The following is a 24023-nucleotide window of genomic DNA, read 5'->3' on the forward strand; positions in this document are numbered from 1 at the left end:
TCCTCGATCGCCGAAATCCGGGAAACCGGAATTCCTCTGCCAGTGAGCGGATCCGCGACGGAATCCGTGACACCAGCGGTTGTCAGCAATGCCGCGACCGCGGCACCGGCGGCTAGAGCGCGTGAAAACACCGAGTCCCCCTTTGCTTCCCCTCGACCCCGGGATCACCCGAACGTGGAAACAATGGCAGGAAAACGGCACCCCGAACGGGTATATGTGACGACCGTCACAAGGGGTAACGCGGCGATGGTCTAGACCGATCACACTCTCGGTAAAGGTGTGATTACACGTCTCGGCGCTCGCTAATCAACGGGCATCGAATCATTTTTTGTCGCGCGTTCATGTGCGTATTCCTGGTGTGCTATTTCATTTCGGCAGGGGGAGTCTTGTGACCCGACCAGATCATTTGCCCGTCCCGAATTCAGAGCGGCCGCGCCGGCATCTCGCCCGCGCGGCCGCCATCGCTCTCACAGTCGGCGTCGTCGCCACGGCGGCTCCGATCGCCGCGACCGCCACCCCTCAACGTCCAAGCGCGTCCGCCGAGGGTGCGGCCGCGCCCAAAGCCGCCGACGGCGGCCCGGACATTCGCCTCGCTGTCGGCGGCGATCTGACTCCGGCGCCGGCCAAAGCCCCAGCGCCCGCGGGACAGTCCTCAGAGTCGGAGAAAGGCACCGCGGCCGCGTTGCTGGGCATCGTCGCCGGACCCGAACTGCTGATCCTGTCCGACCGCGACTTCGTCGCCGCGATGTACCGGGCCGCCGACGACCTGGACAAGCCGCTCCCGCTCGCACCTTTGCACCAGACCGTGCGCGAACGCGCCATCGACGCGCTCACCTCCGGCGACGACGCGCCCGCCGCCTACATCAAGACCGGCATGGCCGCCGCCAACGCAGCCGACCAGAAACTCGTCGCCGAACGCATCCAACAGCAAAACAAGGAACGCGAAGCGAAGGCCAGAGCCGCCCACGCCATCAGCGTCGCCGTCACCGACACCGACCTGGACAAGACCGTCTACGACTTCGTCGTGCTGCTCGACCTCAAGGCCGACGACCACAAGGACATGGCTGTCAAGGCTGCCGCCCGTGCTGCGCTGAAGGGCAGTGTCGAGGACCAGTGGCGTTTCCTCACTGACGGCATCATCGCCGAGCACGCCAAGGACACCAAGCGCCTGATCGACGAGGACACGACCCGCGACGAGGTGCAGAAGGCCGAAGCGAAAGCCCGTCAGGCCAGGGTCACCGCGGCCTCCTACGCGCTGAAGATCAGCATCACCGTCGACGACGACCTGGCGAAGCTGCCCGACCAGAACTTCCTGCGCGAAGTCCTCAAACGCGCGCCCAAGGACAGCGAGGTCTACGTCGCCGCCTACGAAGCCTTCCTCAGCACCAACCCGGCCGACTGGAAAGCCTACGTCGACACGGGCGCGCAAGCTGCGTTCCAACGAGACTCCGACAAGGAGATGAAGAAGGAAGACGACGCGCGCATCACGGCCATCACCGAGATCCGGACCCGGGCCGCCAAGAGCCTGGTCCATCCGGACCTGGTCGCCGCGGCCGACGCCGCCCTCGCCGGGCAGCCCCTCGACCGGACCAAGTTCGTCGCCACCGGTCATCTCCAGCACCAGCGCCAAACGATCCGCACCGACGTCCGGCCCGACTCAGACAGCTACCTCGCCGACACCGGCAGCACCGCCGCTCTCGCAAAATGGAGCCCGGGCACTCACCAGGAAATGACCTGGAACGTCACACCGGGCCTGGGCAACCCGAGCTGCTTCTCGTTCGAGTCGACCGTCCGCCCCAATTCCTACCTGCACTGGCGGCAGGGGGAGGGTTCCGGCGACCACGCGAACGTGGACGTCGCCCCGACGGACGGCACCCCCGGTTTCCGGAACGAATCGACCTGGTGCGTCAAGTACGCCAAGGACAGCACCCGGACGATCGTCATCAGCCCCGCGAGCGCACCCGACGCCTGGCTCTATGTCCCCGGCGTCTCCACGCTCCGCAGCATCGAGACCCCCGCGTCCTGGTTCGTCGAGGTCCCGCAAGTGCCCACGCCGTTCGACCGGCACTACAACGCCGACAAGCAGATCCAGGCCAAGCTCGGCAAACCGGCCGGCGACCCGGTCCTCACCGCCGACGTCACCGGCTACCGTCCCTACGAGAAGGGACGCATCTACCTGACCCGCGACAACGGACGCGCCACGGTCGGGGTCATCTACAACGGCCCGGTGCTCGACAAGCTTCTCGCCGTCTTCGGGAACACGCTGCTGCAGCAAACCGTGTACGACCAGTACGACTTCGACCTCGTCGGAACCAAGGGCCAGGCGCTCAACGTGCTCCGTCCCGCGGACAAACGCATGCTGCACATCGCATGGAGCCAGCAGAGCGGCGCGCACGAGTTCCACGGCGAGATCGCCAACCGCTGGCAACCAGCCTTCGGCTACCCGACGACCGACGAAACCGCCTCTCCCACCGGCGGAGTCCTCTACAACCACTTCAGCACCGCGTCGATCTACTACCTCCCCGCACAAGCCGGCACGCGCGTCGTGACCGGGGAGATCCACAAGAAATACGCCGCGCTGAACTACGAAAGCGGCCCCCTGGGCAACCCGGTCACCGAAGCCACCCCGTTCGGCTCCGACGGCGGAGTCGTCCAGCGCTTCGACGGCGGATCCATCTACTACACCCCCGCGGGCGGAGCCATGGCCGTCTACGGCGCCATCGGAGCCAAGTACGCGGAATTCGGCAAGGAAACCGGGATCCTCGGCTACCCCGTTGCCGACACCGCCAAGACCGCCGACGGCAAGGGCGAATTCCTCACCCTCAGCAACGGAGCCTCGATTTACTGGTCCCCCGCCACCGGAGCACACGCCGTCTACGGCGCCATCCGGGACAAGTGGCTCTCCCTCGGCGCGGAGAAGTCTTTCCTGGGATTCCCGACCAGCGACGAACTGCCCCTACCCAAGGGCCGCCGCAACACCTTCGCCGGCGGACGGATCGACTACAGCAGCGAAAGCAGCCTCACCATCGCCTACTCCCTCGTCCCCGTCACCGCCAAGGCCGTCGAGTTCAAGGGAGTCCAATCCGGCCGCTGCATCCAGATCGCCGGAGTCGGCAACGACGCCAAAGCAGACTTCGCCGGAGCCGAACTCTGGGACTGCTCCGCCGCCGCGCCCAAACAGATCTGGGACGTCGTCGACCTCGGCGGCAGCAAATACGCCTTGAAGAACCGCAACTCCGGCAAGTGCCTCGACCTCTACGCCGCGGGCGCGGACAACGGCGCGAGCATCGCCCAGTACACCTGCCACTACGGCGCGGCCCAGCAATGGGAAATCACCACCGCGCCCGGCAGCGCCGTCGCACTCCGCAACGTCGCCTCCGGCAAGGTCATCGAAGCCGCCGGAAATCAAACCGGAAACGCGACACTCGTCCAGCAATGGATGGACCTCGTCCACCCCAACCAGCAATGGACCATCATCCCCGTCTGACCGCACTTGATCGAAGAGCCGGTCGCCGCCGCTGTGCGCGGCGACCGGCTCTCGTCGTTCGAGCCCTTCGGCGGTCAGGACGCACGGTTTGTCGGGCATCGGCTGGTCGCGGACTGGTTTGCCCGGCAAGACGATGCGACTGGGTTCTTTGCGCGCTGGCCGACGACGGCGAGGTCGAGCAACTGTTGATGCTGTTCTGTTCGGACGAGGCCACCGGACTGCTGAGCGAACTGGACGAGTTGACGGTGCTCACTTACGCCCTGCACGCGAAAGCCGTACGCAGCGGAGTTGCCACCCGCGAGCCGTTCACGCGGATCCTTCGCCGGATCATCGCCATCGAGCCCTCGCCGAAACAGACAATGCGGCTGCGCGACGGCATGACGTGGCACTTGTGGCCGGCCTACCCTGACGCCGACACGCTCGCGCTGGCCAGGAAGGCCGTGCGCACGCCCCACATCAAACGCGAACTCAAAAGCCTGCACCCTGACATCACTCGTCCAGACGAGGAAGCACCCGGGCAAGGCGGCAGCCGCTGAAGTTCACCGACCGACCGCCGACGCCGCACGGCAATCAGCCGGAATCCGGGGGTAGAACCTAAGTCGGTCTGGCTTGTCACGCGCGATCGTCGGATCCAGCTTCGAGCGGGCGGTGTTCGGCCGGAGCGGCGGCGTGGGGGCAGGTCGCCCGGATTTCGTCATCGATCAGCCAGGGGCTTGTGGCTGGGGTGCCGGGCGAAAGTTGCTGCGCCGGTGCAGAAACAAAGCAATAGGTGCCGCAGCAGTGACACGAGGGACGAGCGGGAGGGTGATCTCCTGCACGGATACATGCGTCTCAGGTCGGACTGAGGTTCCTCGAGCCGAGGCAGGGTCGTCAAGGGCCCGCGGGACCAACGACGATCCTCGTCGAGTCAACGGCCTCGGACAGCGGCGGGGAGAAGCATTCGTGATGCTGATGACCGTGTTCCTGGCTAATTCCTTGGCGCGCAAGGACTTATCCAGCACACACTGTTGGAGTTGGTGAGTTCGTCCGCGCGAGGAGCGGTGTAGATGGCGGGCACCGTCCCGTTCAGGGATCGGCCCGGAACCCACGCACTAAAACTGCACGGCCGCTACCGGGGCTGGTTCGTCCGCCGCTGAGCTGCGGTCAGCACGTAAGCACAGCAGCGCATGCCGGTTGTCTCGCACCAAGGCACCCGAGAAACAGCGGGGGCCATCGGATATCAGTGGCGGTGCTGTCCCGCAGCGGCATAGGCTTTCCAGTGCGGGGAAGCGGCATGGAGTAGATCAGCGGCAGATCGCCCGGCTCGTGACCGGGAGGGCGCGGGTTCGAGTCCTGCCTCCATGTCCATCCCTCCGCGTCTTGGAGTAGTTCAGCAGGCAGAACACCCGGCTGCATTCCGGGAGGGCGCAGGTTCGAGTCCTGCCTCCAAGTCTTGACCACAGGGGAGAATCCACATGGGACACACCGCGCCGCCGGGGTACGCCTACGGGCAGCTGGAACGGGCTGTGCGCACCGCGGTGTCCGCGAAGGACAGCGCGACGCGCCAGCGCGCGCGGGCGAAGGCAAGCCGGTGGCGGGACGTCCTGGCGGGAATGACCGAGGGTTCCCTGCGGATCGGCTCGCGGGTTCCGGTCGCGGACACTCCGGCATGGGTGACCCTCGAAGTCGTGCACGGCGGGTTCGCCACCGGCCGCTTCCTGGCCGAGGTTCCGCTGCGGGCGGCCGAGGCCGGTCTGTGTGCCGACGGGCCGGGCACGACCGATCGCGAACGGCTCAACCTCTGGTATCTCACCGACGCCGGGCTCGGGACCTTGCGCGCCATGCTGGCCTCGGAGTCCTACCGGATCGAGGTTCCGGAGGACGCCGCGCTGCCGGTCGTGGCATGGCTGCTGGACCACGGACACGCCGAAGCCGCGCTCGACTTGGTCGCCGAGCTTCGTCCGCACCTGCATCGCCTGCGCCTGGCGCCGCTTCCCGGTGCCGCGCCGCGGCCGGCGGGCGCGCTGGTGCGGTTGAGCACTGTCGGCGAGGTCCGGGAGGCGCTGCGGTCGGCGACCGTCCGGCCCGCGATCGCGGCGATGCTGGAAACGCTGAAGGTGTGGCATCCGTTGTTCGACCGGCTGGTCGCGCTGTGGTGCGACACCGTGGAGGGCGATCTGCCGCGGCTGGCCGGAACCGGCGTCACCGGCGGTTGGCCGTGCCGTACGTGGCCACAGGACTGGGAACAGCGACGCGCTCACTGGCTGGCGGATTACGCGACGGCGAGCGCCCGACACAACGCGTCGACGGCTCACGCTCACGCCAAGAGCAACTTCGCCCGGCTGCACCGCGCGTTGCTGGCGTGCGAGCACGACAGTACGGAACTGACCGGCCGGGAGGTGGGCTGGATCCGCCGTGCCCTGGCGAACACGATCACCAAGCACGGCGAGCCGGGCTCGGAACCGCGGGCGGCGCTGCGCGCGCTGCAGGCCGCGGTCGCCGCTCGGCCCACCCACGCCGAACTCGCGGGCGCGCTGGCTGAGCGGCTGGACCGCTTCCCGGCCGACGGCGGGCTTCCGTCGATCGAGCCGGTCGCCGCGGACGCGCCGGCCCATCTGGTCGCCAAAATCGCCCGCGCGCTGGAGGCGCCGATCGAGGAACTGGTCGCGCAGGACGTGATCACCTCGGCCGACGTGCTCGCGACGGTCCTGCCGCAGATCACCGCACAGCTGCTGGCCGCGAACTTCGAAAACGAGCAGCTCTCGACGCTCTACGCCCAGACCTACGCGGCCTTCCGCCGTCGGCGCAGCTTGCTGCTGCTGGACTTGGAACATCAAGTCCGGATCGAGGAACTGCCCTGGGTCCACGCGATCGATCAGTTGCGGGTACGGCGTCCGGACACGGCCCGGGCGGCGCGTCAGACGCTGGCCCAGACGGTGCTGCTGGCGCTCAGCGCGTTCCCGCACGCGATCCTGCCGAACACGCTGGTGCGCGAACTGGGCGCGCTGGCCAAACAGGCTGGGCTGCCAATGCCGCTGGTGGAGGAGGTCGCCGCCGACATCTTCATGGGAACGTTCACCGAGAAGTGGCGCACGGCGGCGGAACTCACGAGCCGCGCGATGGCGGGCACGCTCTACGCCCGCTACTACGACCTGCCGCAGTCCTGGACGTCAACGCCGCGCCCGTTCCGCGTGCTCGCCAAGCGCACCGCCGACGATTTCGCCGACGTGTGCGTGGCCCGCGCCGCCGAAGCCCGGCCGACGCACAGGTCCGGCTCGGTGGCCGCGAACGGCACGGTGCTGGAGCAGAGCCAGATCCTCACGACGCAGAACCTGGCAGTTCTAGTGGACACGCTGGATCTGCGGAAACGGGTCCGGGCCTCAGCACCCGAACTGGCCGCCGAATCGTTGACGTGGGCGGTGGCCCGGCTGGCAACCGGCACGGACCACCACCACGCCGCCCTGCAGGCGGTCAAGAACGCCGCCTACGCCTGGCGGCAGGCGTTGTACTTCTTGAGTTTCTGCGACCTCGACACTCAGCGGGCGACCGTAAGCCAGCTCGCCGAGAAGGTGGCCCGGGCAGGCCTGGCCGAGCGATTCACCCCGGCAATCACCGGCTTGGCACACGTGGTGGAAGGCGTCCGGTTCACCCCGGAGGGCCGGACGGACAGCGGAACAGGACGGCGTTTCCTCGGCTGGACCACTGGCAGGCACTGGGTCCTGCCGGAACCCGCCGACCAGGAACGTTAAAGCGCTCCCCCGTACACCGTCGCCGCCAGCGCGGCACCGCAGGTCGACCGCGCACAGTGCGCATTCACGCGAATTCCTGGCCAGCAAAGAAGAGAAGCGCGTCAGTCGGTTGTGACGGCGGAGTGCAGGCGGAACTGCGGGACACGCGCCTCTTCTGGGCGGAGGGGCCGCCTTCGGAGAGGAGGCGGCGGGCGGCGACATGGTCTGCGGGGCGGTTCACGGATTCGACCGCGGCGAGTCGGCCGTTGCGGAAATGCAGGATGGAGAACGCCTTCTCGGATTCGCCGATTCGAACGGTCTCGGTGTCCGTCTCGGGGACGAGGCCGGCGATTTGCAGTTTGGTGGAGAACTGGTCTGTCCAGAACCAGGGCACGGCGTCGAACATCGCTGGCCGGCCGGATAGGCGGGCGGCGACTACTCGGGCCTGGTCGGTGGCGTTCTGCACCGATTCGAGGCGTCGGCGGGTTCCGTCGCCAGTTGGGAAGGACGCGCAGTCGCCGATCGCGGAGATTCTGGGGTCTGCCGTGCGCAGAGTGGCGTCGACCTCCACGCCGTTGCCGACGGCGAGGCCGCATTCGTGGGCGAGACCGGCTTCGGGGCTGACGCCTACTCCCAGTACTACGAGATCGGCCGGTAGCCGGGTCCCGTCCGCGAGGGTGACTTCGCGGACGTGGGTGTCGCCGTCGAAGGTGCGGACCATGCTGGCGGTTCTGACGTGCACCCCCTGGTTCTCGTGCAGTGTGCGGAAATGAGCGGAAACGTCAGGCGACACGACTCGTCGCATGAGCCTGGGCAGGCTTTCCACGACTGTGACCGCGCAGCCGCGGGTGCGCGCCGCTGCGGCTGTCTCCAGGCCGATGAAACCGCCGCCTACTACGACCACGTTGTCGGCTTGGGTTAGGGCGTCTCGGATGGCGCGGGCGTCGTCGGGGGTGCGCAACGTGCGGATCCCGGGGAGGGTGGAACCGGGCAGGGGCAGCTCGCGTGGGCGACAGCCGGTGGCCAGGACCAGGTCGCAGTAACCTTGTGAGCGGCCGGATTCGAGTTGTATGAGGCGGCGATCCCGGTCGATCCGGGTGACGGTGTCGTGCAGCAGGGTGATGTTCCGCGCCGGATAGAAGTCCGGTTTGCGGAAGGCCAGCCTGGGCTCGGTGGCGTTCAGCAGCATCGCTTTGGACAGCGGCGGCCGCTGCACTGGCGGGCCGTGCAGGCGGTCTACCAGGACGATCGGGGTGTCGACGCCCTCTTCGCGGAGGAAAAGCGCCACGTGGAAACCTGCGTGGCCCGCGCCTACGACGACGATCGGGTCGACCGCGTTCACTGCTCCTCCGGCAGTTCGACGAGTACGTCCTGCTCGGGTGCGGGCAGTTGGCAGCTCAGCCGGCTGGTCGGGAGGCGCTCGGACGCCGTGCAGTTCAGCATTTCGTCTTCCGTCGGGGTGATCGGCGGGAAGCCGGCATCAGCGGCGACGTAGACGTGGCAGGTCGCGCACATGGCGTTGCCGCCGCATTCCCCGATGATTCCCTCGACATCCCCGTCGAGGGCGGCCTGCATCAGCGTGGTGCCTGGGGGCACGTCGACGGTCCGGTCGCCGTCCAGCGCCCGGAAGATCACCTTCGGCATGTCAGATCCTCTCCAGCGAGTGCGCGACGACGGGCGAGCGCATGCGGCCGAGGCCGTCGATCTCGGCTTCGACGACGTCGCCGTCGGCAAGGAAACGGGGCGGGTCCAGCTGAAAACCGCAGCCCGGCGGCGTGCCGGTCAGCAGGATGTCCCCGGGGCGCAACGCCATCGACCGGCTGACCGATTCGATCAGCCCGGCGACCCCGACCGCCATGCCCGCGGTGGAGTCCTGCTGGCGGAGTTCGCCGTTGACCCACAGCCGCAGCGTGGCGCCGGCGGGGTCGAACTCGTCCGGGGTCACCAGCCACGGTCCGGTCGGGCAGAACGACGGGGCTCCCTTCGCCCGCGCCATCTGGAACAGCAGCGGGTGCTCGACCCCCTCGCCGAACGCGATGTCCCGGGCCGTGACGTCGTTGGCGACCATGTATCCGGCCACGTGCTTCAGCGCTTCGCCAGCCGGAATCCGTTGTCCGCCAAGGCCGATGACCACCGCCAGCTCGACCTCGTAGTCCAGCTGGCGGGTTTCCGGCGGGCAGACGATCGCGTCGGAGGGACCGCACACACTGCTGGCGGGCTTCAGAAAGACGATCGGTTCGCCCGGCGGACGCGGCGCGCCCAGTACCTCGTCGCCGTGCGCGGGGTAGTTGAAGCCGATCGCGATGACAGTGCCGGGGCGCGACACGGGCGGCCCGAGCCTCGTTTCGGCCAGCGGCACCAGATCGGCGTCGCGGTGCTGGTCGACAGAGGACCGCACCAGCGGCTCGGCGGACGGCCAGCTCGACAGGAGTTCGCTCCAGCCACCGCGGAACATGCTGCCGCGCAACGGAAGGATCGCGTCCGGCCGGACCAGCACCCCTGGTTCCGCTGCTCCCGGCGACCCGAAACTGACGAGCTTCACGTGTTCCTCCTGGCTTCGGTGATCGCCACGAGCGACAGCGCCAGTTCGGAGAAGGACCGCACGTCCAGGCCGGTGAGCTGATGCCATCGCGAGAGGCGGTACGAGACCGAGTTCGGGTGCAGGGCGAGCGCGGATCCGGTCCCGCGCAAAGTGAATCCGGACTCGGCGTACGCGACGACAGCGTCCGCGAGGTCGGGTTGCTCGGCAGCGATCCGGCTGGCCGGTGCGACGAGCGGGCCGATCAGCGGGGCCAGATCGGGGATGGCGGCCCGGAACCAGTCGGTCTCGAACCGGACCGCCGCCCGCCCGTCGGCCTCGGCCAGCCGCAACGCGCGCGTGGCGTCGCCGAGGCCGAGCCGGATTCCGGCCAGCCCCGCCCTCGTCAGCCCGATGCCGAGGGGCCGGTTCTCGCCGCCCACCTCGGTGGCGAGAGCCACGACGTCGTCGATCGCCGCGCCCTGGAAGACGACCGTCATCAGCCCGGCACGCGCGTCGACGTGCAGGACGCCGGTGATCCGCCGCCCCGCGCGTTGCAGTGCGTCGACGGATTCGCGTGGCCACCAGCTGTTTCCCGCGACGAGAACGGTGAACTCCCCTTCCGGGTCGAAGGCGAGCTCGCGCATTACGTCCGTGGCACCCTCGCTCGGACCGTCCGCGTGCAGGAGGTCGAAGAAGCGCGCCCTCGTCTCCCGTTCGTGCTGCTCGCGACCGCCCTGCTGAGCGACGTACGCGTCCACCACGGCCTGGCTCATCGCCTGCGACCAATGAGCCATCGGACCGACCAGCTCGACCAGGAGCGACTCCGAGGCCAGCTCCGAGCTGCGCAGCGCCTCCCACAAATCCCGGTGTGCGTAATGGAAAGCCGCCAGCACGTCGTACACCGGCATGTCGTAGTAGGCTCGCCGCCGGGCTGAGGCGCGGATCGATTGCAGCACTTCAGGATTCGGCGGCACCCTCTCGGCGAGGCTGCGCGTCATCGTCTCGTACAGAGACCGGACGTTGCGGAAATGCTCGTCCTCCGGAAGCCGCGCGTACGACGGCAGTTCGGCGCGGATCCGCGCGACCAGCCCTCGCGCCAGCTCGTCCAGCAGGTCCTCGACCGACGCCCAGAACCGGTCCCGTTCCACGGGTCCGGGCACTGCCGACAGCCGCGGCCGGGGCGCCTCGCTCACCATGCCGGCTCCCGGTCGACGTGCGCCGTCGCGGGGAAGTCCGCCGGGCGGTCCCGGACCCAGTCGACGATCTCGTCGGCCCGGGCGAGCCAGACGCGCTCGTCCGCGGCCAGCCGGTCCACCAAGGTTCCGATCGCGGCGACCCGGCCGGGACTGTCCTGCCACGGCACGTGGAAGATCAGGCCGACGCATCCGCCGGCGGCCGCGGTGTCGTCCACGATCGCCGCGTAGCCGTCGAGCAGTCCGTCCGGGCCGACCGGTTCGTCGCCGGGCGGCATCCGGAGCCGGGTGAAGCCGGGTACGTAGTAGGCGCCGTCCACCGCGTGCCACGGATACGGCAGAAGAGGAAGCGTTGCTGTGTCGCCGACAGTGGTACCGAAAGCCGTTCCGGCCAGGGAGACGTAGTCGAAACCGTGCTCGGCCAGGACGTCCACCGAATGCGGTCCGAGAAGTCCCGCCGGCGGCCTCGCGCCGCGCGGCCGGACGCCGAGCGAGGCGAAGGCGTCCAGGCTCAGCCGGAGCGACTCGTCGATCTCCTCCGCCGACGACCGGTGCCACGGCTCGTGCAGCCAGCCGTGCCAGCCGATTTCGTGCCCTGCCTCGACGATCGAGCGCACCGCGTCCGGATAGTGCCGGAAATTCCACGCCTCCACAAAGAAAGTCGCGGAGTACCGGTGCTTCTCCAGCATCGCGAGCAAGGCCGGGAGTTCTCGCGTCACGCTGTGGTGATCGCCCTGTTGCGGGGCCGAACCGAGCTGGATTTCGGCTGCCTCGCCGAGATGGTCGAACGTGACCGCGACCGCGCACTCCGCGCCGTCGGGACCCCACCGGCCGGCCATCACCGGCCCTGGGGCGCGATGTCGAGCCGGGAGATCAGGGCGAAGGTCAGGTCGGTCGTGCGCGGCGGCTCGTCGTCGCACAATTCCAGTGCGGGCAGTCGCCGCGGCAGCTCGCGCAGCAGGATCTCTCCCTCCAATCTGGACAATGGCGCGCCGAGGCAGAAATGGCCGCCCGCGGTGAACGAGAGGTGCCGGTTGCCGGGGCGCTTCAGGTCGAACGCGTCCGGCCGCTCGAATCGGGCCGGGTCGCGGTTCGCGGCGGCCAAGCCGAGAAGCAGGTGCTCGCCCTCGGGGATCGGAATGCCGGACAGTTCGGTGCCGGCGCCCGCGTAGCGCCAGACAAAATGGACCGGAGCCTCGAACCGCAGGCTCTCCTCCCACGCCGCCTTCGCCAGCGCCGGATCCTCGGCCAGCGACCGGAACTGGTCTTTGTGCCGAGCCATTGCGTAAACGGCGTTCGTCATCGCGACCATCGTCGTGTGGTAGCTGGCCACGAAGAACCCGACCAGGGTCACGACCAGCTCCGTCCTCGACAGGCGTTCGCCGTCCGCCTCCGCGAGCAAAAGCGCCCCGACGGGGTCGTCCTCGCCGAGCTTCCCGCGCAGGGTGTCGACGATGTCGCCGAGGTAGTCGAAATAGAACTGCGCGGTCGCGTCGGCCTCCGCGAGCTGCTCCGCGGTGATGTCCCCCTGGCTGAGCACCGCGTTGAGGCCGGGCATGCGCTCCAGGACGGTCCCGGCGTCCGCCAGCGGCGCGTGCAGCAGCCGGCACGCGATCAGCGCCGGGATCTTCATCGCGTACTCCCGCACGAAGTCGACGACGTCGTCGCGGCCGGCGAGCTCGTCCAGCCCGCCGACGATGAGTTCCTCGACCCACGCCCGCATCCGGTTGACCGAACGCGGCTGGAACGCGGGCGACGCGAGCTTGCGCAGCCGGGTGTGCGCGGGCGCGTCGACGTTCGGGAGGGAGAACCGGTAGAACTCCGCGGCCGGCCCGTCGCCGATGTGCGCGGGGAACTCGCCGGGGTTCGGCTGCACGGTGTGGTCCGGGGACTTGAGCACCTTCTCGACCTCGGCGTAGCCGGTGAGGAGCCAGGAATCCTGCCCGTGGACAACCGTCCTGGCGACCGGGGCCGACTCTCGCAGGCGGCGGTAGGCCGCGTGGCGGTCGGCGCTGAAGACCGGGTCGGACGGATCCAGGCGAACGACGTCTGAGGCATTGGTCATCTCGAAATCCCCTTCGATCTCGCCCGAGTGCCGTACCCCGGCAATGCTAAGCAGCGGCCGCGCCCGCGTCATGGGGGAAAACGAGGAGATCGATGCGGTGGTTTGTGACTTACCTCGAAGCCCCGCGTCCTGCCGTCGCGCGGGCAGGGCGCGGCGGACCTCCTCGGAACGCGGGCGCGTTAATCAGCCGGGCTGATCCGCCGAAAGTACGGAAGTTCGCAAAATTCCCTTGTTACGACTCGGCTGACCGAAGCGGGGAGATTGCACACTGGCGCAATAGAAGGATTCCGTCCCAACCGTCGGGAGGAGAAGCGTTCACGATGTCGAATGCCGCGGGCGACTCTGGGGGACAACAGAAACACCCTGCGTCGCCGGACCGCTAATAAATAACCATTCGCCGACTCTGCGACAACGGGCAGAAATGTTGCCCGTAACTGCAAATAGAAGTCGCCCCGGATCGGAAAAGGCGGCGCCTCCCGTCCGCGTTAAATGATTCAACACCGTACCGGCGAGTACGACAAGGTATTCGCCGGAGGAGGGCCTCTTGGGGGAGGTAACACCACTGTCGCACCTGGTGCCAGCACCACCATCGGGAGGTCGGGGCAGGTAAATCGGGAGCGTCCTTCCTATTCGGAGCGCGAAACTGTCGAACATGACGCCAACTCATTACCCCAATCGGAGGTAGACCGTCTTTTCAAGTTCTGACATGCTCGGCTCGGCCGACAGCTCGGTGCGTGGGGTCACTTGAGACGGGCTATTTTTCCTCAGGGGTAGATATGGAAATTGAGCTATTGGGATCGGTGACGCTCCGGCAAGCCGGCCGGAGGCACGGAGTCGCTTCGCGAAAGGTGCGGACCGTGCTCGCGCTGCTGGCTTTGTCGCCGGGGGTGCCGTTGTCCCTGGACACGCTCGCGGACGAGCTGTGGGCGGACAAACCGGTCTCCAACGTCCGCAACGCTTTGCAGGCCAACATCGCGCGGTTGCGGAAACTCGTGTTCAACGTGACCGGCGAGCGCGAGGTGGTCCGCACGGTCAGCAGCGGTTATCTGATGACCGTGCCCGCCGAGGCGGTCGACGCGCATCGGTTCTCCGCCATGGCACAGCGCGGCGCGGGGCTGCTCGGCCAGGATCCGCGCGCCGCTATCACCGTGTTCGAGCAGGCGTTGCGGCTCTGGCGCGGGCCGGCGCTGCTCGACGTGGCCGACTGCACCCGCTGCCGGATGGCCGCCGAGCAGCTCAACGAGCATCGGCTGACCGTGCAGGAGGACCTGATCTCCGCGCGGCTGCAAGTCGGGGAGCACCACGGGCTTTCCCACGACCTGAAACAACTCGTCGCCGAGAACCCGGCCCGTGAGCGGCTCAGCGAGTACCTGATGATCTCGCTCTACCGCGACGGCAGGCAGGGCGAGGCGGTGTCGGTCTTCCACAGCACCCGGAAGTGGCTGAGCGCCGAACTCGGGCTGGAGCCCGGGCCGGGGCTGCGGAGGTTGTACCAGTCCATCCTGATGCAGGACCAGCTCCTCGACTGAGCCGTCGTCTTCTCTTCCACGGCGTCAGCATGGCAGCCCCCGATGACCGCCTGCTGACACCGCACCGACAGGGCCGCCGCGTCAGGGCGCTGTCAGAAGGGTGTCACCGCTCGCCGCTAGTTTCGGGCCGATCCCCAGAACCGGTCCCTGACTATCGGGAGTGCCCCCATGACGACAGCCGTCTCCGAACGCATGCAGCAGATCCGCGAGATCGTCTGCACGCACCTCGAGCTCGACGACGCCGAGCTCACCGAAACCAGCGATTTCGCCGACGACCACGAGGCAGATTCGCTGTCGCTGATGGACGTGCTGGCCGCGCTGGAGAAGAGGTTCGGCGTCACGATCGACCAGGCCCAGTTCGCCAGGATGACCAACCTGCGCGCGGTGTACGAGGTCGTGTCGGAATCCGCGAGCTGGTAGAGACCATGTCGACGAGCATCGGACGCCGAGTCGTCATCACCGGATGCGGTGTCGTGTCCAGCATCGGCATCGGCGTCCGGGAGTTCACCTCCGCGCTGCGCGCCGGGCGCAGCAACGTCCGGCCGATCTCGGTGTTCGACACCACCGGGTTCGCCCACGACAACGGCTGCGAGGTCACCGATTTCGAGCCCGCGCAGTGGATCCGTACGCTCGACCCGGGCGATCTCGGCCGGGCGAGCCGGTTCTCCACCGCCGCGGCCCGTCTCGCCGTCGAGGATTCGGGGCTGCCGCTGGAAACCCTGCGCGCCGCGCGCACGCTCGTCTCGGTGGGCAGCACCGACGGCGAGGCGCACGAGCTCGACGGCCTGGTGGCGCAGGAACTCTCCGCCGGACTGGCCGGTCTCGACCCGCGACTGGTGCGGCGCACCTCCGCGGGCCGGCTGGCCACGTCGATCGCGCGCGAGCTCGAACTGACCGACGTCGAGACCGGGACCATCGCGACGGCGTGTTCGGCGGGCAACTACGCCATCGGCAACTCGCTCGACGCGATCCGGTGCGGGGACGCGGAGTTCGCCCTCTGCGGTGGCGCGGATGCGCTGTGCCGCAAGACGTTCACCTCGTTCTACCGGTTGCGCAGCATCGCCCCGGACTGCTGCCGTCCGTTCGACCGCAACCGGATGGGCATCCTCACCGGCGAGGGCGCGGGCATCCTCCTGCTGGAGAGCCTGGACTCCGCGCTCGCCCGCGGCGCCCGGATCTACGCGGAGGTGCTGGGGTACGGCATGTCCTGCGACGCGCACCATCCGGTCGCGCCGCATCAGGCCGGGATCGCCCGCTGCATGGAACTGGCGCTGGCCGACGCCGGGGTCAAACCCGCCGAGATCGACCTGATCTCCGCGCACGGCACCGGGACCAAAGCCAACGACATGACCGAATCCGCGGCGATCCGCGACCTCTTCGGGCCGAAGCCGCCGCGGACGGTGTCGATGAAGTCGATGCTGGGCCACTCGATGGGCGCGGCGAGCGCACTGGCCGCGATCGGCTGTTCGATCGCGCTCACCGAGCAGTTCATCCCGCCCACCATCAACCACCGCGACACCGACCCGGACTGCCCGGTGGACTGCGTGCCCAACGAATCCGTCGACGCCGACCTCGACATCGTGCAGAACAACGGCTGGGCCTTCGGCGGCAACAACGCCGTGGTCCTGCTCGGCCGGTACGAGCGGCAACCCCGAGAAGAGGCCGTGCGATGACCGCACCTGCTCGGCGCCGTCCGGTCATCTCGGCCTGGACGGCCATTTCCCCCTTCGGCTACGGCCGGGAAGCGTTCGCCGACGGCGTTCGCTCCCGGCGCGAGCCCGAAATCGACCCGGGCGGGCCCGGTGATCCGGCGGCCATCGTGCCCGGCTTCGACGTGCGCGAGATGTTCGGTCGCAAGAAAACCCGGGCGATGAACCGGGTCAGCGGGCTCACCGTGGCGGCCGCGCAGCAGCTGCTCGCCGACATGGAGCTGGCTCCGGACGGCGACCGCGAGCACATCGGCTTCGTGCTCGGCACCACGACCGGCAGCGCGCAGAGCATGATGGACCTGACCAGGGCGTCGATCACCGGCGAACAGCCCGACCACGTCGAGCCCGCCGCGGTCCCCGGCACCGTGATGAACTGCGCCGCCGGGCAGGCCGCGATCTGGCACGGGCTCAAGGGACCCAACGCGACGATCGCCGCCGGTCGCACCACGGGATTGCAGGCGCTGAACTACGCCCGCCGCCTGTTGATGACCGAACGTGCGGCGCAGGTGCTGTGCGGTGCCGCCGAAGAGAATTCCGACGCTCGGTCGTGGCTGGAACACCATCGGCGCGGCGGGTCGGCGACGCTCGGCGAAGGCTGCGCGATGTTCCTGCTCGAACCGGCGGACTCGGCCGATCCGGACAGCGTGCTGGCGACCTTGACCGGCATCGACTCGCGGATCTGTCTCGAGGGCGACCTCGCCGGAACCCTGCACGCCACCGTCTCCTCGCTGTTGAAACGGTCCGGGGTCGCGGCGGAACGAGTGTGGGCGGCGGTCGGCAGTGGTTTCCCCGCCGGGTCGGACCGGCCGGAAGACGCGACGCTGCGGCAGTTGTTCGGCGACGAAGTGACAGACCGCGTGCCGCCAGTGGATCTCATCGGCGACACCTCGGCGGCGACTGCGTTGTTCGGTCTGGCTTCGGTGCTCAGCATCACCGACGGCGCCGACAGTGCTGAACGAGGCGAGCAGGACCACATCGTCGTCACCGCGTGCGACGACGACGGTTCGGTGGCCTGCGCGCTGCTGCAGCTCGGCGGTGAGCCGCGATGAGCAGAACCGCACTCGTGACCGGCGGCTCGCGGGGGATCGGCCGGGCGGTCGTGCACCGCCTGGCGCAAGACGGATTCGACGTCGCTTTCTGCTATCACAGCAACCAAACCGCGGCGGACGTCCTGGTCAAGGAAGTCCTGGACCTGGGCGTTCGGGTCGAGGCCAGCCAGGTCGACGTGGCCGACGGCGAGGCGGTCACGGCGTGGGTGGAGCGCACCGCGGACGAGTTCGGCGCACCGGACGCGCTGGTCACCTCGGCGGGAATCACCCGGGACGGTTCGCTCGCGTTGATGTCCGAGCCGGACTGGTCGAGTGTGCTGCGCACGAATCTCGACGGCGTCTTCCACGCCTGCCGTCCCGCCGTGTTCCGGATGATCAAGCGCCGCACCGGAAGCGTGGTGACACTCTCCTCGGTGTCCGGCGTGCACGGCAATCCGACGCAGACCAACTACTCCGCGGCCAAGAGCGGAGTGCTCGGCTTCACTAAGGCGTTAGCCAAGGAAGTCGGCCGCTACGGCGTGCGCGTCAACTCCGTCGCGCCCGGCCTGATCGAGACCGACATGCTCGGCAAGCTCAGCGAAGCGACCCGCGAGAAGATGCTGCGGGCTGTTCCGCTGCGCCGCTTCGGCAGGCCGGAAGAAGTCGCCGACCTGGTGTCCTTCCTGGTTTCCGAACGCGCCTCCTACATCACCGGCAGCGTTTTCGAAGTGGACGGCGGCTTCGTCGTCTAGCCGGTCCTTCTCCCCCGCGGCAGCGCAGGCAGCGCGTGCCGCGTCCTATCTCCTGCGCTGGCGAAAGGACGTCATGAGCGCCGACAACGGTTTCATCCCGCGGCTGAAGACCGCGGTTCTGGGCACGGCCGAGCGCCCGCTGGTGTTCGTCGGCAACTTCGAGGTCGAAGAGCAGTGGGCGGTCGACGAGCAGGGGCTGCCCCGGGTGTCCGCCCCGGGCGGCATGGCGGTCGTCAACAGCATGGACGAGTTCGCGTTGCTGCTGGGCGGAAAGCGGGACCACGTCGTGCTCAAGCACGCGCCCGACCCCGGCTACCGCAGCTATCTGGAAGGCCTCGGCCTCGACCTGCCGCAGATCCACGTGATCGCGGACCCGGATCCGGCGCGCACGGTCAGCCAGGACGCGCTGCACGATCCGTGGTTGATCGCCGCGCTTTCCGCACTGCGCACCGACGAAGCGCATCTGCTCGCGCACGGCGTCTCCGCAGTCGAGGAAGAGCTGTCCACCGCGACAGGGTTGCCGCTGGCCGCCCCGGACGCGGCTCGGTGCAAGGCAGTGAACAGCAAGATCTACAGCCGGCGCATCGCGACGCAACTGGGCTTGCGCCAGCCGAACGGCTGGGCGTGCGACACGCTCGACCTGCTCGACGAGGCCGTCACCGAGGCGGCCGCGGTGCTCGCCACCGGGCGGAAGGTCGTCGTCAAGGAGGCGTTCGGGGTGTCCGGCAAGGGGATCTCGGTGGTCTCCGACGAACGCAGGCTCGACCGGTTGCGCCGGATGATCTCCGCGACCGCCCGGCGCAAGGGCCGGGACCGGATCGCGTTCGTCGTCGAGGAGTGGGTCGACAAGCGCTCCGACCTCAACTACCAGTTCACCGTGAGCCGCGACGGTTCGGTGCACTTCGACTTCGTCAAGGAGCTGATCACCGAGCACGGCGTCCACAAAGGACACCGGATCCCGCCCCGGCTGGACGAGGCGCAGATCGAGAGCATCCGGTCCGCCGCGCAGGCACTCGGCGGGCAGCTCGCCGCCGACGGCTACTACGGCGTCGTCGGAGTGGACGCGATCGTGGAGCCGGACGGCGGCATCTTCCCGGTGCTGGAAATCAACGCCCGCAACAACATGTCCACCTATCAGGTGCCGATCCAGGAACGCTTCGTCACCGCGGGCGAGACCGCGATGGCCCGGCACTATTCGCTGCGGCTCGGCGCCAGCGTCGGTTTCGACCGGGTCCGCGACGTGCTCGGCGACCTGCTGTTCGACGGCGCCGGCAGCGGCCTGCTGGTGAACAACTTCGCCACCGTCAACGCCGGTGCGCAGACCGCGGACGGCGCACCGTTCGCGGGCCGCCTCTACGGCGTGCTCATCGGGGATTCGGTCGCCGAGGTCGACCGCATCGACGCCCAGGTCGAACGCGCGCTGGCCGTCCTGCAGCAGGACTGAGCCCCGTTTCCGCCCAGCCGAAGAATAAGGAAGTTCTGTGACCGAAACCGCTACCGTTCCGGAGTTCGCCGTCGTGTCCGGGGCCCAGGTGCACCAGGTGCTCGACGGCGCCGAGAAGCAACTGGCCGAACTGATCGAAGCGACCTACCGGCTGCACGGCCAGCAGGCGACCGTCAACCCGCCCTCCTACTTCCTCCGGTTCCCGGACCGGCCGTCCGCGCGGATCATCGCGCTGCCCGCCTCGGTCGGCGGGGAGGTCGCGGTGGACGGGGTCAAGTGGATCTCCAGCTTCCCGGAGAACGTCCGCACCGGCCTGCCGCGTGCCTCGGCCGTGCTGATCCTCAACGACCAGGCGACCGGCTACCCGCTGGCCTGCATGGAAAGCTCGATCATCAGCGCCACCCGGACCGCGGCCTCGGCGGCACTCGCGGCCGACTGGCTCAGCCGGCGCGGCGAACGGCCGAGGCGGCTCGGGTTCGTCGGCACCGGTCTCATCGCGCGCTACGCGCACCGGTTCCTGGTCGGCACCGGCTGGGACTTCGACGAGACCGCGGTGTTCGACCTCTCCGCCGAGCACGCCGCGGGTTTCCGGGGATACCTGGAGACGACCGGCGCGAGCGGGATCTCGGTGCGCGGGAGCGCGGAGGAACTGATCCGCGGCAGCGATCTGATCGTGTTCGCCACCGTGGCCGGCGAGCCGCACGTGCACGATCCGGCCTGGTTCGGGCACAACCCGCTGGTGCTGAACGTTTCCCTGCGCGACCTGTCCACCGAGGTGATCCTGGCGTCGGCCAACGTGGTCGACGACGTCGAGCACTGCCTGAAGGCCAACACCTCGGTGCACCTGGCCGAACAGGCGACCGGCGGACGCGACTTCCTCGACGGCACCCTCTTCGACGTGATGACCGGGGCACTCGCCCTGGACGCGGACCGGCCGCTGGTGTTCTCGCCGTTCGGCCTCGGCGTGCTCGACCTCGCGGTCGGCAAGCACGTCCTGGACGAACTGCGCCGCCGCGGCGAACTGCACGAGGTCGGCGACTTCTTCTTCGAACTCGACCGCTACGGCAAGCGTTGAGCCGATGCCGATCATCACCAGTCCGCACGAGTTCAACGTCGAGGACCTGTTCGTCGACCTGAACGGGTGCACAGGGCGATCGCTCTACCTCAAATGCGAGGGCTTCAACTTCGCCGGTTCCATCAAGATCAAGGCCGCGACCGAGATGATCGACGCGGCCGAACTGGACGGCACGCTGAGGCCGGGCGCGACCCTCGTGGAGAGTTCGTCGGGCAACCTCGGGGTGGCGCTGAGCCTCGTCGCCACCAGCCGGGGTTACCGGTTCATCTGCGTCACCGACTCACGCTGCACCCTCGGTGCCCGGCAGTTGATGCAGACGCTCGGCGCCGAGGTGCACGTGATCACCGAACCGCATCCGGAGGGCGGGCTGCTCGGCGCGCGGATCGCGCACGTGCGGCGGTTGTGCGCCGAAGGCGACGACCGGGTGTGGCTCAACCAGTACGCGAACGCGGGCAACTGGCAGGCGCACTACCGCACCACCGGACCGCAGATCGCGAAGTCGTTCCCCGGCGCCGACGTGGCGTTCATCGGAGCGGGCACGACCGGCACGCTGATGGGATGCGCGCGGTACCTGCGCGAGCACTGCCCCGGAATGCGCGTGGTGGCCATCGACACCGTGGGTTCGGTGACCTTCGGGACCCCGGCCGCCCCGCGGATGATCCCCGGTCTCGGCACCGGGGTGCGGCCCGCGCTGCTCGACGAGTCCTATGTGGACGATGTGGTGCACGTGCCGGAACTCGACACCGTGCGCATGTGCCGCCATCTCGTCCGGGCGGGGTTCCTGTTCGGCGGCTCGACCGGCACTGTCGTCGCCGGGGCGCTGAACTGGCTCGACCGGCACGCGCCCGGCGAGAGCTTCACCGCGGTGGCGGTCGCCCCCGATCTCGGCGACCGCTACCTCGACACGGTCTATCACGACCAGTGGGTGGCCGACCTCTACGGAGACGCGGCGCTCGCCCCGCCCGCCGCGCTCGGGAGCTAGTACCACTCGAAATCGAGGTGCCACGCCCAGTGTGCGCACGATCACGAGGAGCCATCCTTAGACCGTCCGGCTTGCCGCCTGCGCGGCGGGAGGCCTGAAGCGGCCCAAGGAGTGCGGCAATTGCGAACGCTACCTCTGCTCCGTCTCGCGCGCTGGTGTGCCGGACACCCCGGCCCGGTCCTGTGCGCGTGGCTGCTGTTCCTGGTCGTGGCGGCGAGCGAGGGCCTCGCCGCCGCGAACGGCGGCTCCGCACCGGCGGGCTTCGTGTCGGCCCCGTCGGCCGGTTCCGTCCTCGCGGTCGGCTGCCTGCTCACCGCGCTGCTGCTGTTGCTGGTGCTGGGTTCGCTTCGGCTGGCCGCGATCGCGTTCGGATACCTCGCGACGGTCGGGGTCGGCGCGCTCGGGGTGCTGATGGCGGTCTCCGAGGCCGGCGCGGGCTCGTTCGGCAGCTGGAATCTCGTTCTCCTGCCCGGAATCACGAGCGCGGCCAACCATCTGCTGTTCGCGGTGCGCAGGCAGCAGGAGATGCCGCCGGGCAAGCACGACGCGTCCGACACCGCGCAGATCGTCGCCTCGACCGCCGGACGGACCGCGCTCGTCACCGGGCTCGCGATGCTGACGGCGATGACCGGGCTCTATCTGACCGGCGAGCCGCAAGTCATGCGGCTCGCCGCGGCCGTGATCCTGGTGATCCTCGTAGAGGCCGCCGCGGCATTGACTCTGCTCCCGGTGTTGCTGACCCGGATCGCGCTTCCGGTGCGGAGGTCGTTCCAGTGGCACTGGCTGCCCCGGTTCGTCGCCCGCCTGCCCGCGACCTGGCGCTACCGCAGCGCGGCCGGGCTCATCGGCGCGCTGGGGTGCACTGTCGCGGCGCTCGGTTACGTCGTCTACCGCTACCTCGAATCGCCGACCCTGCCGCCGTTGCCGCTGGCGCTGCTGATCGGGCTGACCTCGCTGGCGGTGATCACGGCCTTCCGGCCGGTGGCGGTCGCGCTGACGACCGCGGTGCTTTCGGTGCTGTCCGCGCTTTTCGCGCTGACCATGCTCACCTGCATGGACCCGCCGACCCCGACGTGGCTGCCAGTGGCGCTGGTGGCCGTGCTCGCCGCGCCCACGACGGACATGCACGTCTGCCTGCTGCACCACTTCCGCGTCGAAGCGCTGACCGGAATGTCGCCACAGCATGTGCTCGCTGAAGGACTGCGTCGCGGCACCGTGGCGATTTCCAGCGCGAGTGTGGTGTCCATCGGGGTCTTCAGCGCCCTCGGGATCGCTGGCACCGGCGCGTTGAGCGAGTTCGGCTGGGCAGCCGCGGCGGCGCTGGCGATGGACGTGCTGGTGATCCGGTTGGTGCTGCTGCCCTTGCTGCTCTCGCTAGCCGGCCCGGTCCGCTGGTGGCGGCGGACCGGGCCGGGGGCTGCGCGAAAGTGAGACTCCGCTGACTGTCCACAAAGGACGCCAACATGTGCGCTGTCCGTGAGGGGAACCCTGAGGGACTCTGATTCCCTCAGGGTTCCCCTCACGGACGTAAGCGCCTCGGGGCGGGAGCAGCAGGCTTAAGGTCCGAGCATCGGGATCACCCGGTGGTCGGGTGCCCGGTGAGGTCGAGGAAGGCTTCGTCGAGGGTCGGCCTGCGCAGCGCGAAGTCCGCCAGCGCGACGCCGCGTTCGTGCAACGCGTTCGCCGCCGCCGCGATCCCGCCGCTCTCGTCCAGCAGTTCGAGGGAGATGCTGCACCGGCGTTCGTCGACGACCGGGACGCCCACCGCGACCGGCGTCAGCGCCGCCACTGCGTCCGCGAGACCTTCGGGGTGCGCGACGGCGACTTCCAGCCGTTCCCGGCCGACCTTGCGCTTGAGTTCGTCAGCGGTTCCCTCGGCGACGCTCCGGCCCTTGTCGATGACGACGATCCGGTCGGCGAGGTAGTCGGCTTCCTCGAGGTACTGCGTGGTGAGCAGGACCGTGACGCCGTCGCTGACGAGTTCGCGGACCATCGTCCACAAGCCCATCCGGCTCGCCGGGTCGAGTCCCGTGGTCGGTTCGTCGAGGAAGAGCACCGAGGGCCGCGCCACCAGGCAGGTCGCGAGGTCCAAGCGGCGGCGCATCCCGCCCGAGTACGTGCCGACCGCGCGGTCCGCCGCCTCGACCAGGTTGAACCGCTCCAGCAGCTCTCCCGCGCGGGCGCGCGCTCCTCGACGGCCGAGGTGCAGAAGACGACCCAGCAGCACCAGGTTTTGCCTGCCGGTCAACAGTTCGTCGACGGCGGCGTACTGGCCCGCGAGCGCGATGTGCCGCTGGACCTGCTTGCGTTCCCGAACGATGTCGTGCCCGGCGACCAGCGCGCGGCCGCCGTCCGGCGGGAGCAGGGTCGCGAGCATCCGGACTGTCGTGGTTTTGCCCGCGCCGTTGGGGCCGAGCAAACCCAGCACCGTGCCGGGCGGGACGGCGAGGTCGACGCCGGCGAGCGCTTCGTGGTCGCCGTAGCGTTTGCGGAGCCCTTCGGCTTCGATCGCGAGTTCTCCGTGCGCCATG

At 68.9% G+C, this 24023-nt stretch carries 19 protein-coding genes and 2 tRNA genes; 14 read left to right on the forward strand and 7 right to left on the reverse strand.

The window, feature by feature from the left end; translation table 11 throughout:
• The first annotated feature begins 388 nt into the window (after window positions 1-388).
• The 5 genes from ACZ7SW_RS17010 to ACZ7SW_RS17030 all read left to right on the forward strand — a co-directional run bounded on the left by ACZ7SW_RS17010 (window position 389) and on the right by ACZ7SW_RS17030 (window position 7215).
• Entirely contained in the window at window positions 389-3487 is a 3099-nt protein-coding gene (locus ACZ7SW_RS17010) for an RICIN domain-containing protein (protein WP_470231348.1), read from the forward strand.
• Window positions 3488-3675: 188 nt separating this feature from the next.
• Entirely contained in the window at window positions 3676-4023 is a 348-nt protein-coding gene (locus ACZ7SW_RS17015) for a hypothetical protein (protein WP_470231349.1), read from the forward strand.
• Window positions 4024-4759: 736 nt separating this feature from the next.
• Window positions 4760-4834, forward strand: a tRNA-Thr gene (locus ACZ7SW_RS17020).
• Window positions 4835-4845: 11 nt separating this feature from the next.
• Window positions 4846-4918: transfer RNA gene (locus tag ACZ7SW_RS17025), tRNA-Cys, on the forward strand.
• 23 nt (window positions 4919-4941) lie between these two features.
• Window positions 4942-7215, forward strand: coding sequence for a hypothetical protein (locus tag ACZ7SW_RS17030; RefSeq protein ID WP_470231350.1), 2274 nt, complete (start codon window positions 4942-4944; stop codon window positions 7213-7215).
• A gap of 64 nt (window positions 7216-7279) precedes the next feature.
• Here the strand turns inward: ACZ7SW_RS17030 and ACZ7SW_RS17035 are convergent, their stop codons facing one another.
• The 6 genes from ACZ7SW_RS17035 to ACZ7SW_RS17060 are packed head-to-tail and all read right to left on the reverse strand — an operon-like array spanning window position 7280 to window position 12973.
• On the reverse strand, window positions 7280-8536 hold the full coding sequence (locus tag ACZ7SW_RS17035; protein ID WP_470231351.1) for an NAD(P)/FAD-dependent oxidoreductase: 1257 nt from the start codon (window positions 8534-8536) through the stop codon (window positions 7280-7282).
• On the reverse strand, window positions 8533-8838 hold the full coding sequence (locus tag ACZ7SW_RS17040; protein ID WP_470231352.1) for a 2Fe-2S iron-sulfur cluster-binding protein: 306 nt from the start codon (window positions 8836-8838) through the stop codon (window positions 8533-8535). Before ACZ7SW_RS17040 ends, ACZ7SW_RS17035 begins: the two co-directional genes overlap by 4 nt.
• Before the next feature lies 1 nt (window position 8839).
• A complete protein-coding gene (locus ACZ7SW_RS17045; RefSeq protein WP_470231353.1) occupies window positions 8840-9736 on the reverse strand; it encodes a fumarylacetoacetate hydrolase family protein in 897 nt (298 codons plus the stop codon).
• Window positions 9733-10911 carry an RsbRD N-terminal domain-containing protein gene (locus ACZ7SW_RS17050; RefSeq protein ID WP_470231354.1) on the reverse strand — a complete coding sequence of 393 codons (1179 nt, stop codon included), beginning with the start codon at window positions 10909-10911 and terminating at the stop codon, window positions 9733-9735. The genes ACZ7SW_RS17045 and ACZ7SW_RS17050 overlap by 4 nt, the downstream gene beginning before the upstream one ends.
• Complete coding sequence (locus ACZ7SW_RS17055) at window positions 10905-11747, reverse strand: polysaccharide deacetylase family protein (protein WP_470231355.1); 843 nt, start codon at window positions 11745-11747, stop codon at window positions 10905-10907. The genes ACZ7SW_RS17050 and ACZ7SW_RS17055 overlap by 7 nt, the downstream gene beginning before the upstream one ends.
• Window positions 11747-12973: a cytochrome P450 gene (locus tag ACZ7SW_RS17060; RefSeq protein WP_470231356.1), complete on the reverse strand. Its 1227-nt coding sequence runs from the start codon at window positions 12971-12973 to the stop codon at window positions 11747-11749. Before ACZ7SW_RS17060 ends, ACZ7SW_RS17055 begins: the two co-directional genes overlap by 1 nt.
• A 776-nt stretch (window positions 12974-13749) precedes the next feature.
• Here ACZ7SW_RS17060 and ACZ7SW_RS17065 point away from each other — a divergent pair.
• The 9 genes from ACZ7SW_RS17065 (at window position 13750) to ACZ7SW_RS17105 (ending at window position 22923) form a co-directional block, all read left to right on the forward strand.
• Window positions 13750-14502 (forward strand): AfsR/SARP family transcriptional regulator, encoded by a 753-nt coding sequence (locus ACZ7SW_RS17065; RefSeq protein WP_470231357.1) that lies wholly within the window; start codon window positions 13750-13752, stop codon window positions 14500-14502.
• 168 nt (window positions 14503-14670) lie between these two features.
• Window positions 14671-14922 (forward strand): acyl carrier protein, encoded by a 252-nt coding sequence (locus ACZ7SW_RS17070; RefSeq protein WP_470231358.1) that lies wholly within the window; start codon window positions 14671-14673, stop codon window positions 14920-14922.
• A gap of 5 nt (window positions 14923-14927) precedes the next feature.
• Window positions 14928-16175 carry a beta-ketoacyl-[acyl-carrier-protein] synthase family protein gene (locus tag ACZ7SW_RS17075; protein ID WP_470231359.1) on the forward strand — a complete coding sequence of 416 codons (1248 nt, stop codon included), beginning with the start codon at window positions 14928-14930 and terminating at the stop codon, window positions 16173-16175.
• Window positions 16172-17260 (forward strand): beta-ketoacyl synthase N-terminal-like domain-containing protein, encoded by a 1089-nt coding sequence (locus tag ACZ7SW_RS17080; RefSeq protein ID WP_470231360.1) that lies wholly within the window; start codon window positions 16172-16174, stop codon window positions 17258-17260. Before ACZ7SW_RS17075 ends, ACZ7SW_RS17080 begins: the two co-directional genes overlap by 4 nt.
• Window positions 17257-17991: a beta-ketoacyl-ACP reductase gene (locus ACZ7SW_RS17085; protein ID WP_470231361.1), complete on the forward strand. Its 735-nt coding sequence runs from the start codon at window positions 17257-17259 to the stop codon at window positions 17989-17991. The genes ACZ7SW_RS17080 and ACZ7SW_RS17085 overlap by 4 nt, the downstream gene beginning before the upstream one ends.
• A 73-nt stretch (window positions 17992-18064) precedes the next feature.
• Window positions 18065-19435: a preATP grasp domain-containing protein gene (locus ACZ7SW_RS17090; RefSeq protein ID WP_470231362.1), complete on the forward strand. Its 1371-nt coding sequence runs from the start codon at window positions 18065-18067 to the stop codon at window positions 19433-19435.
• 37 nt (window positions 19436-19472) lie between these two features.
• Window positions 19473-20510, forward strand: a complete 1038-nt coding sequence (gene sbnB / locus ACZ7SW_RS17095; protein ID WP_470231363.1) for a 2,3-diaminopropionate biosynthesis protein SbnB — start codon at window positions 19473-19475, stop codon at window positions 20508-20510.
• Between the two features lie 4 nt (window positions 20511-20514).
• Entirely contained in the window at window positions 20515-21492 is a 978-nt protein-coding gene (gene sbnA / locus ACZ7SW_RS17100; RefSeq protein WP_470231364.1) for a 2,3-diaminopropionate biosynthesis protein SbnA, read from the forward strand.
• Window positions 21493-21612: 120 nt separating this feature from the next.
• Window positions 21613-22923 (forward strand): MMPL family transporter, encoded by a 1311-nt coding sequence (locus ACZ7SW_RS17105; RefSeq protein WP_470231365.1) that lies wholly within the window; start codon window positions 21613-21615, stop codon window positions 22921-22923.
• Between the two features lie 145 nt (window positions 22924-23068).
• Here ACZ7SW_RS17105 and ACZ7SW_RS17110 read toward each other — a convergent pair whose 3' ends face one another.
• On the reverse strand, window positions 23069-24022 hold the full coding sequence (locus tag ACZ7SW_RS17110) for an ATP-binding cassette domain-containing protein (protein ID WP_470231366.1): 954 nt from the start codon (window positions 24020-24022) through the stop codon (window positions 23069-23071).
• Window position 24023 lies beyond the last annotated feature (1 nt).

This window comes from Amycolatopsis sp. NPDC114484, from assembly GCF_055633755.1.

Excerpts from the sequence above, each read along its gene's own strand:
- ACZ7SW_RS17015 (WP_470231349.1), top strand. The coding sequence starts at position 3,676 with ATGCTGTTCTGTTCGGACGAGGCCACCGGACTGCTGAGCGAACTGGAC.
- ACZ7SW_RS17030 (WP_470231350.1), top strand. The coding sequence starts at position 4,942 with ATGGGACACACCGCGCCGCCGGGGTACGCCTACGGGCAGCTGGAACGG.
- ACZ7SW_RS17040 (WP_470231352.1), bottom strand. The coding sequence starts at position 8,838 with ATGCCGAAGGTGATCTTCCGGGCGCTGGACGGCGACCGGACCGTCGAC.
- ACZ7SW_RS17050 (WP_470231354.1), bottom strand. The coding sequence starts at position 10,911 with ATGGTGAGCGAGGCGCCCCGGCCGCGGCTGTCGGCAGTGCCCGGACCC.
- ACZ7SW_RS17055 (WP_470231355.1), bottom strand. The coding sequence starts at position 11,747 with ATGGCCGGCCGGTGGGGTCCCGACGGCGCGGAGTGCGCGGTCGCGGTC.
- ACZ7SW_RS17060 (WP_470231356.1), bottom strand. The coding sequence starts at position 12,973 with ATGACCAATGCCTCAGACGTCGTTCGCCTGGATCCGTCCGACCCGGTC.
- ACZ7SW_RS17065 (WP_470231357.1), top strand. The coding sequence starts at position 13,750 with ATGGAAATTGAGCTATTGGGATCGGTGACGCTCCGGCAAGCCGGCCGG.
- ACZ7SW_RS17070 (WP_470231358.1), top strand. The coding sequence starts at position 14,671 with ATGACGACAGCCGTCTCCGAACGCATGCAGCAGATCCGCGAGATCGTC.
- ACZ7SW_RS17075 (WP_470231359.1), top strand. The coding sequence starts at position 14,928 with ATGTCGACGAGCATCGGACGCCGAGTCGTCATCACCGGATGCGGTGTC.
- ACZ7SW_RS17080 (WP_470231360.1), top strand. The coding sequence starts at position 16,172 with ATGACCGCACCTGCTCGGCGCCGTCCGGTCATCTCGGCCTGGACGGCC.
- ACZ7SW_RS17085 (WP_470231361.1), top strand. The coding sequence starts at position 17,257 with ATGAGCAGAACCGCACTCGTGACCGGCGGCTCGCGGGGGATCGGCCGG.
- ACZ7SW_RS17090 (WP_470231362.1), top strand. The coding sequence starts at position 18,065 with ATGAGCGCCGACAACGGTTTCATCCCGCGGCTGAAGACCGCGGTTCTG.
- sbnA (WP_470231364.1), top strand. The coding sequence starts at position 20,515 with ATGCCGATCATCACCAGTCCGCACGAGTTCAACGTCGAGGACCTGTTC.
- ACZ7SW_RS17110 (WP_470231366.1), bottom strand. The coding sequence starts at position 24,022 with ATGGCGCACGGAGAACTCGCGATCGAAGCCGAAGGGCTCCGCAAACGC.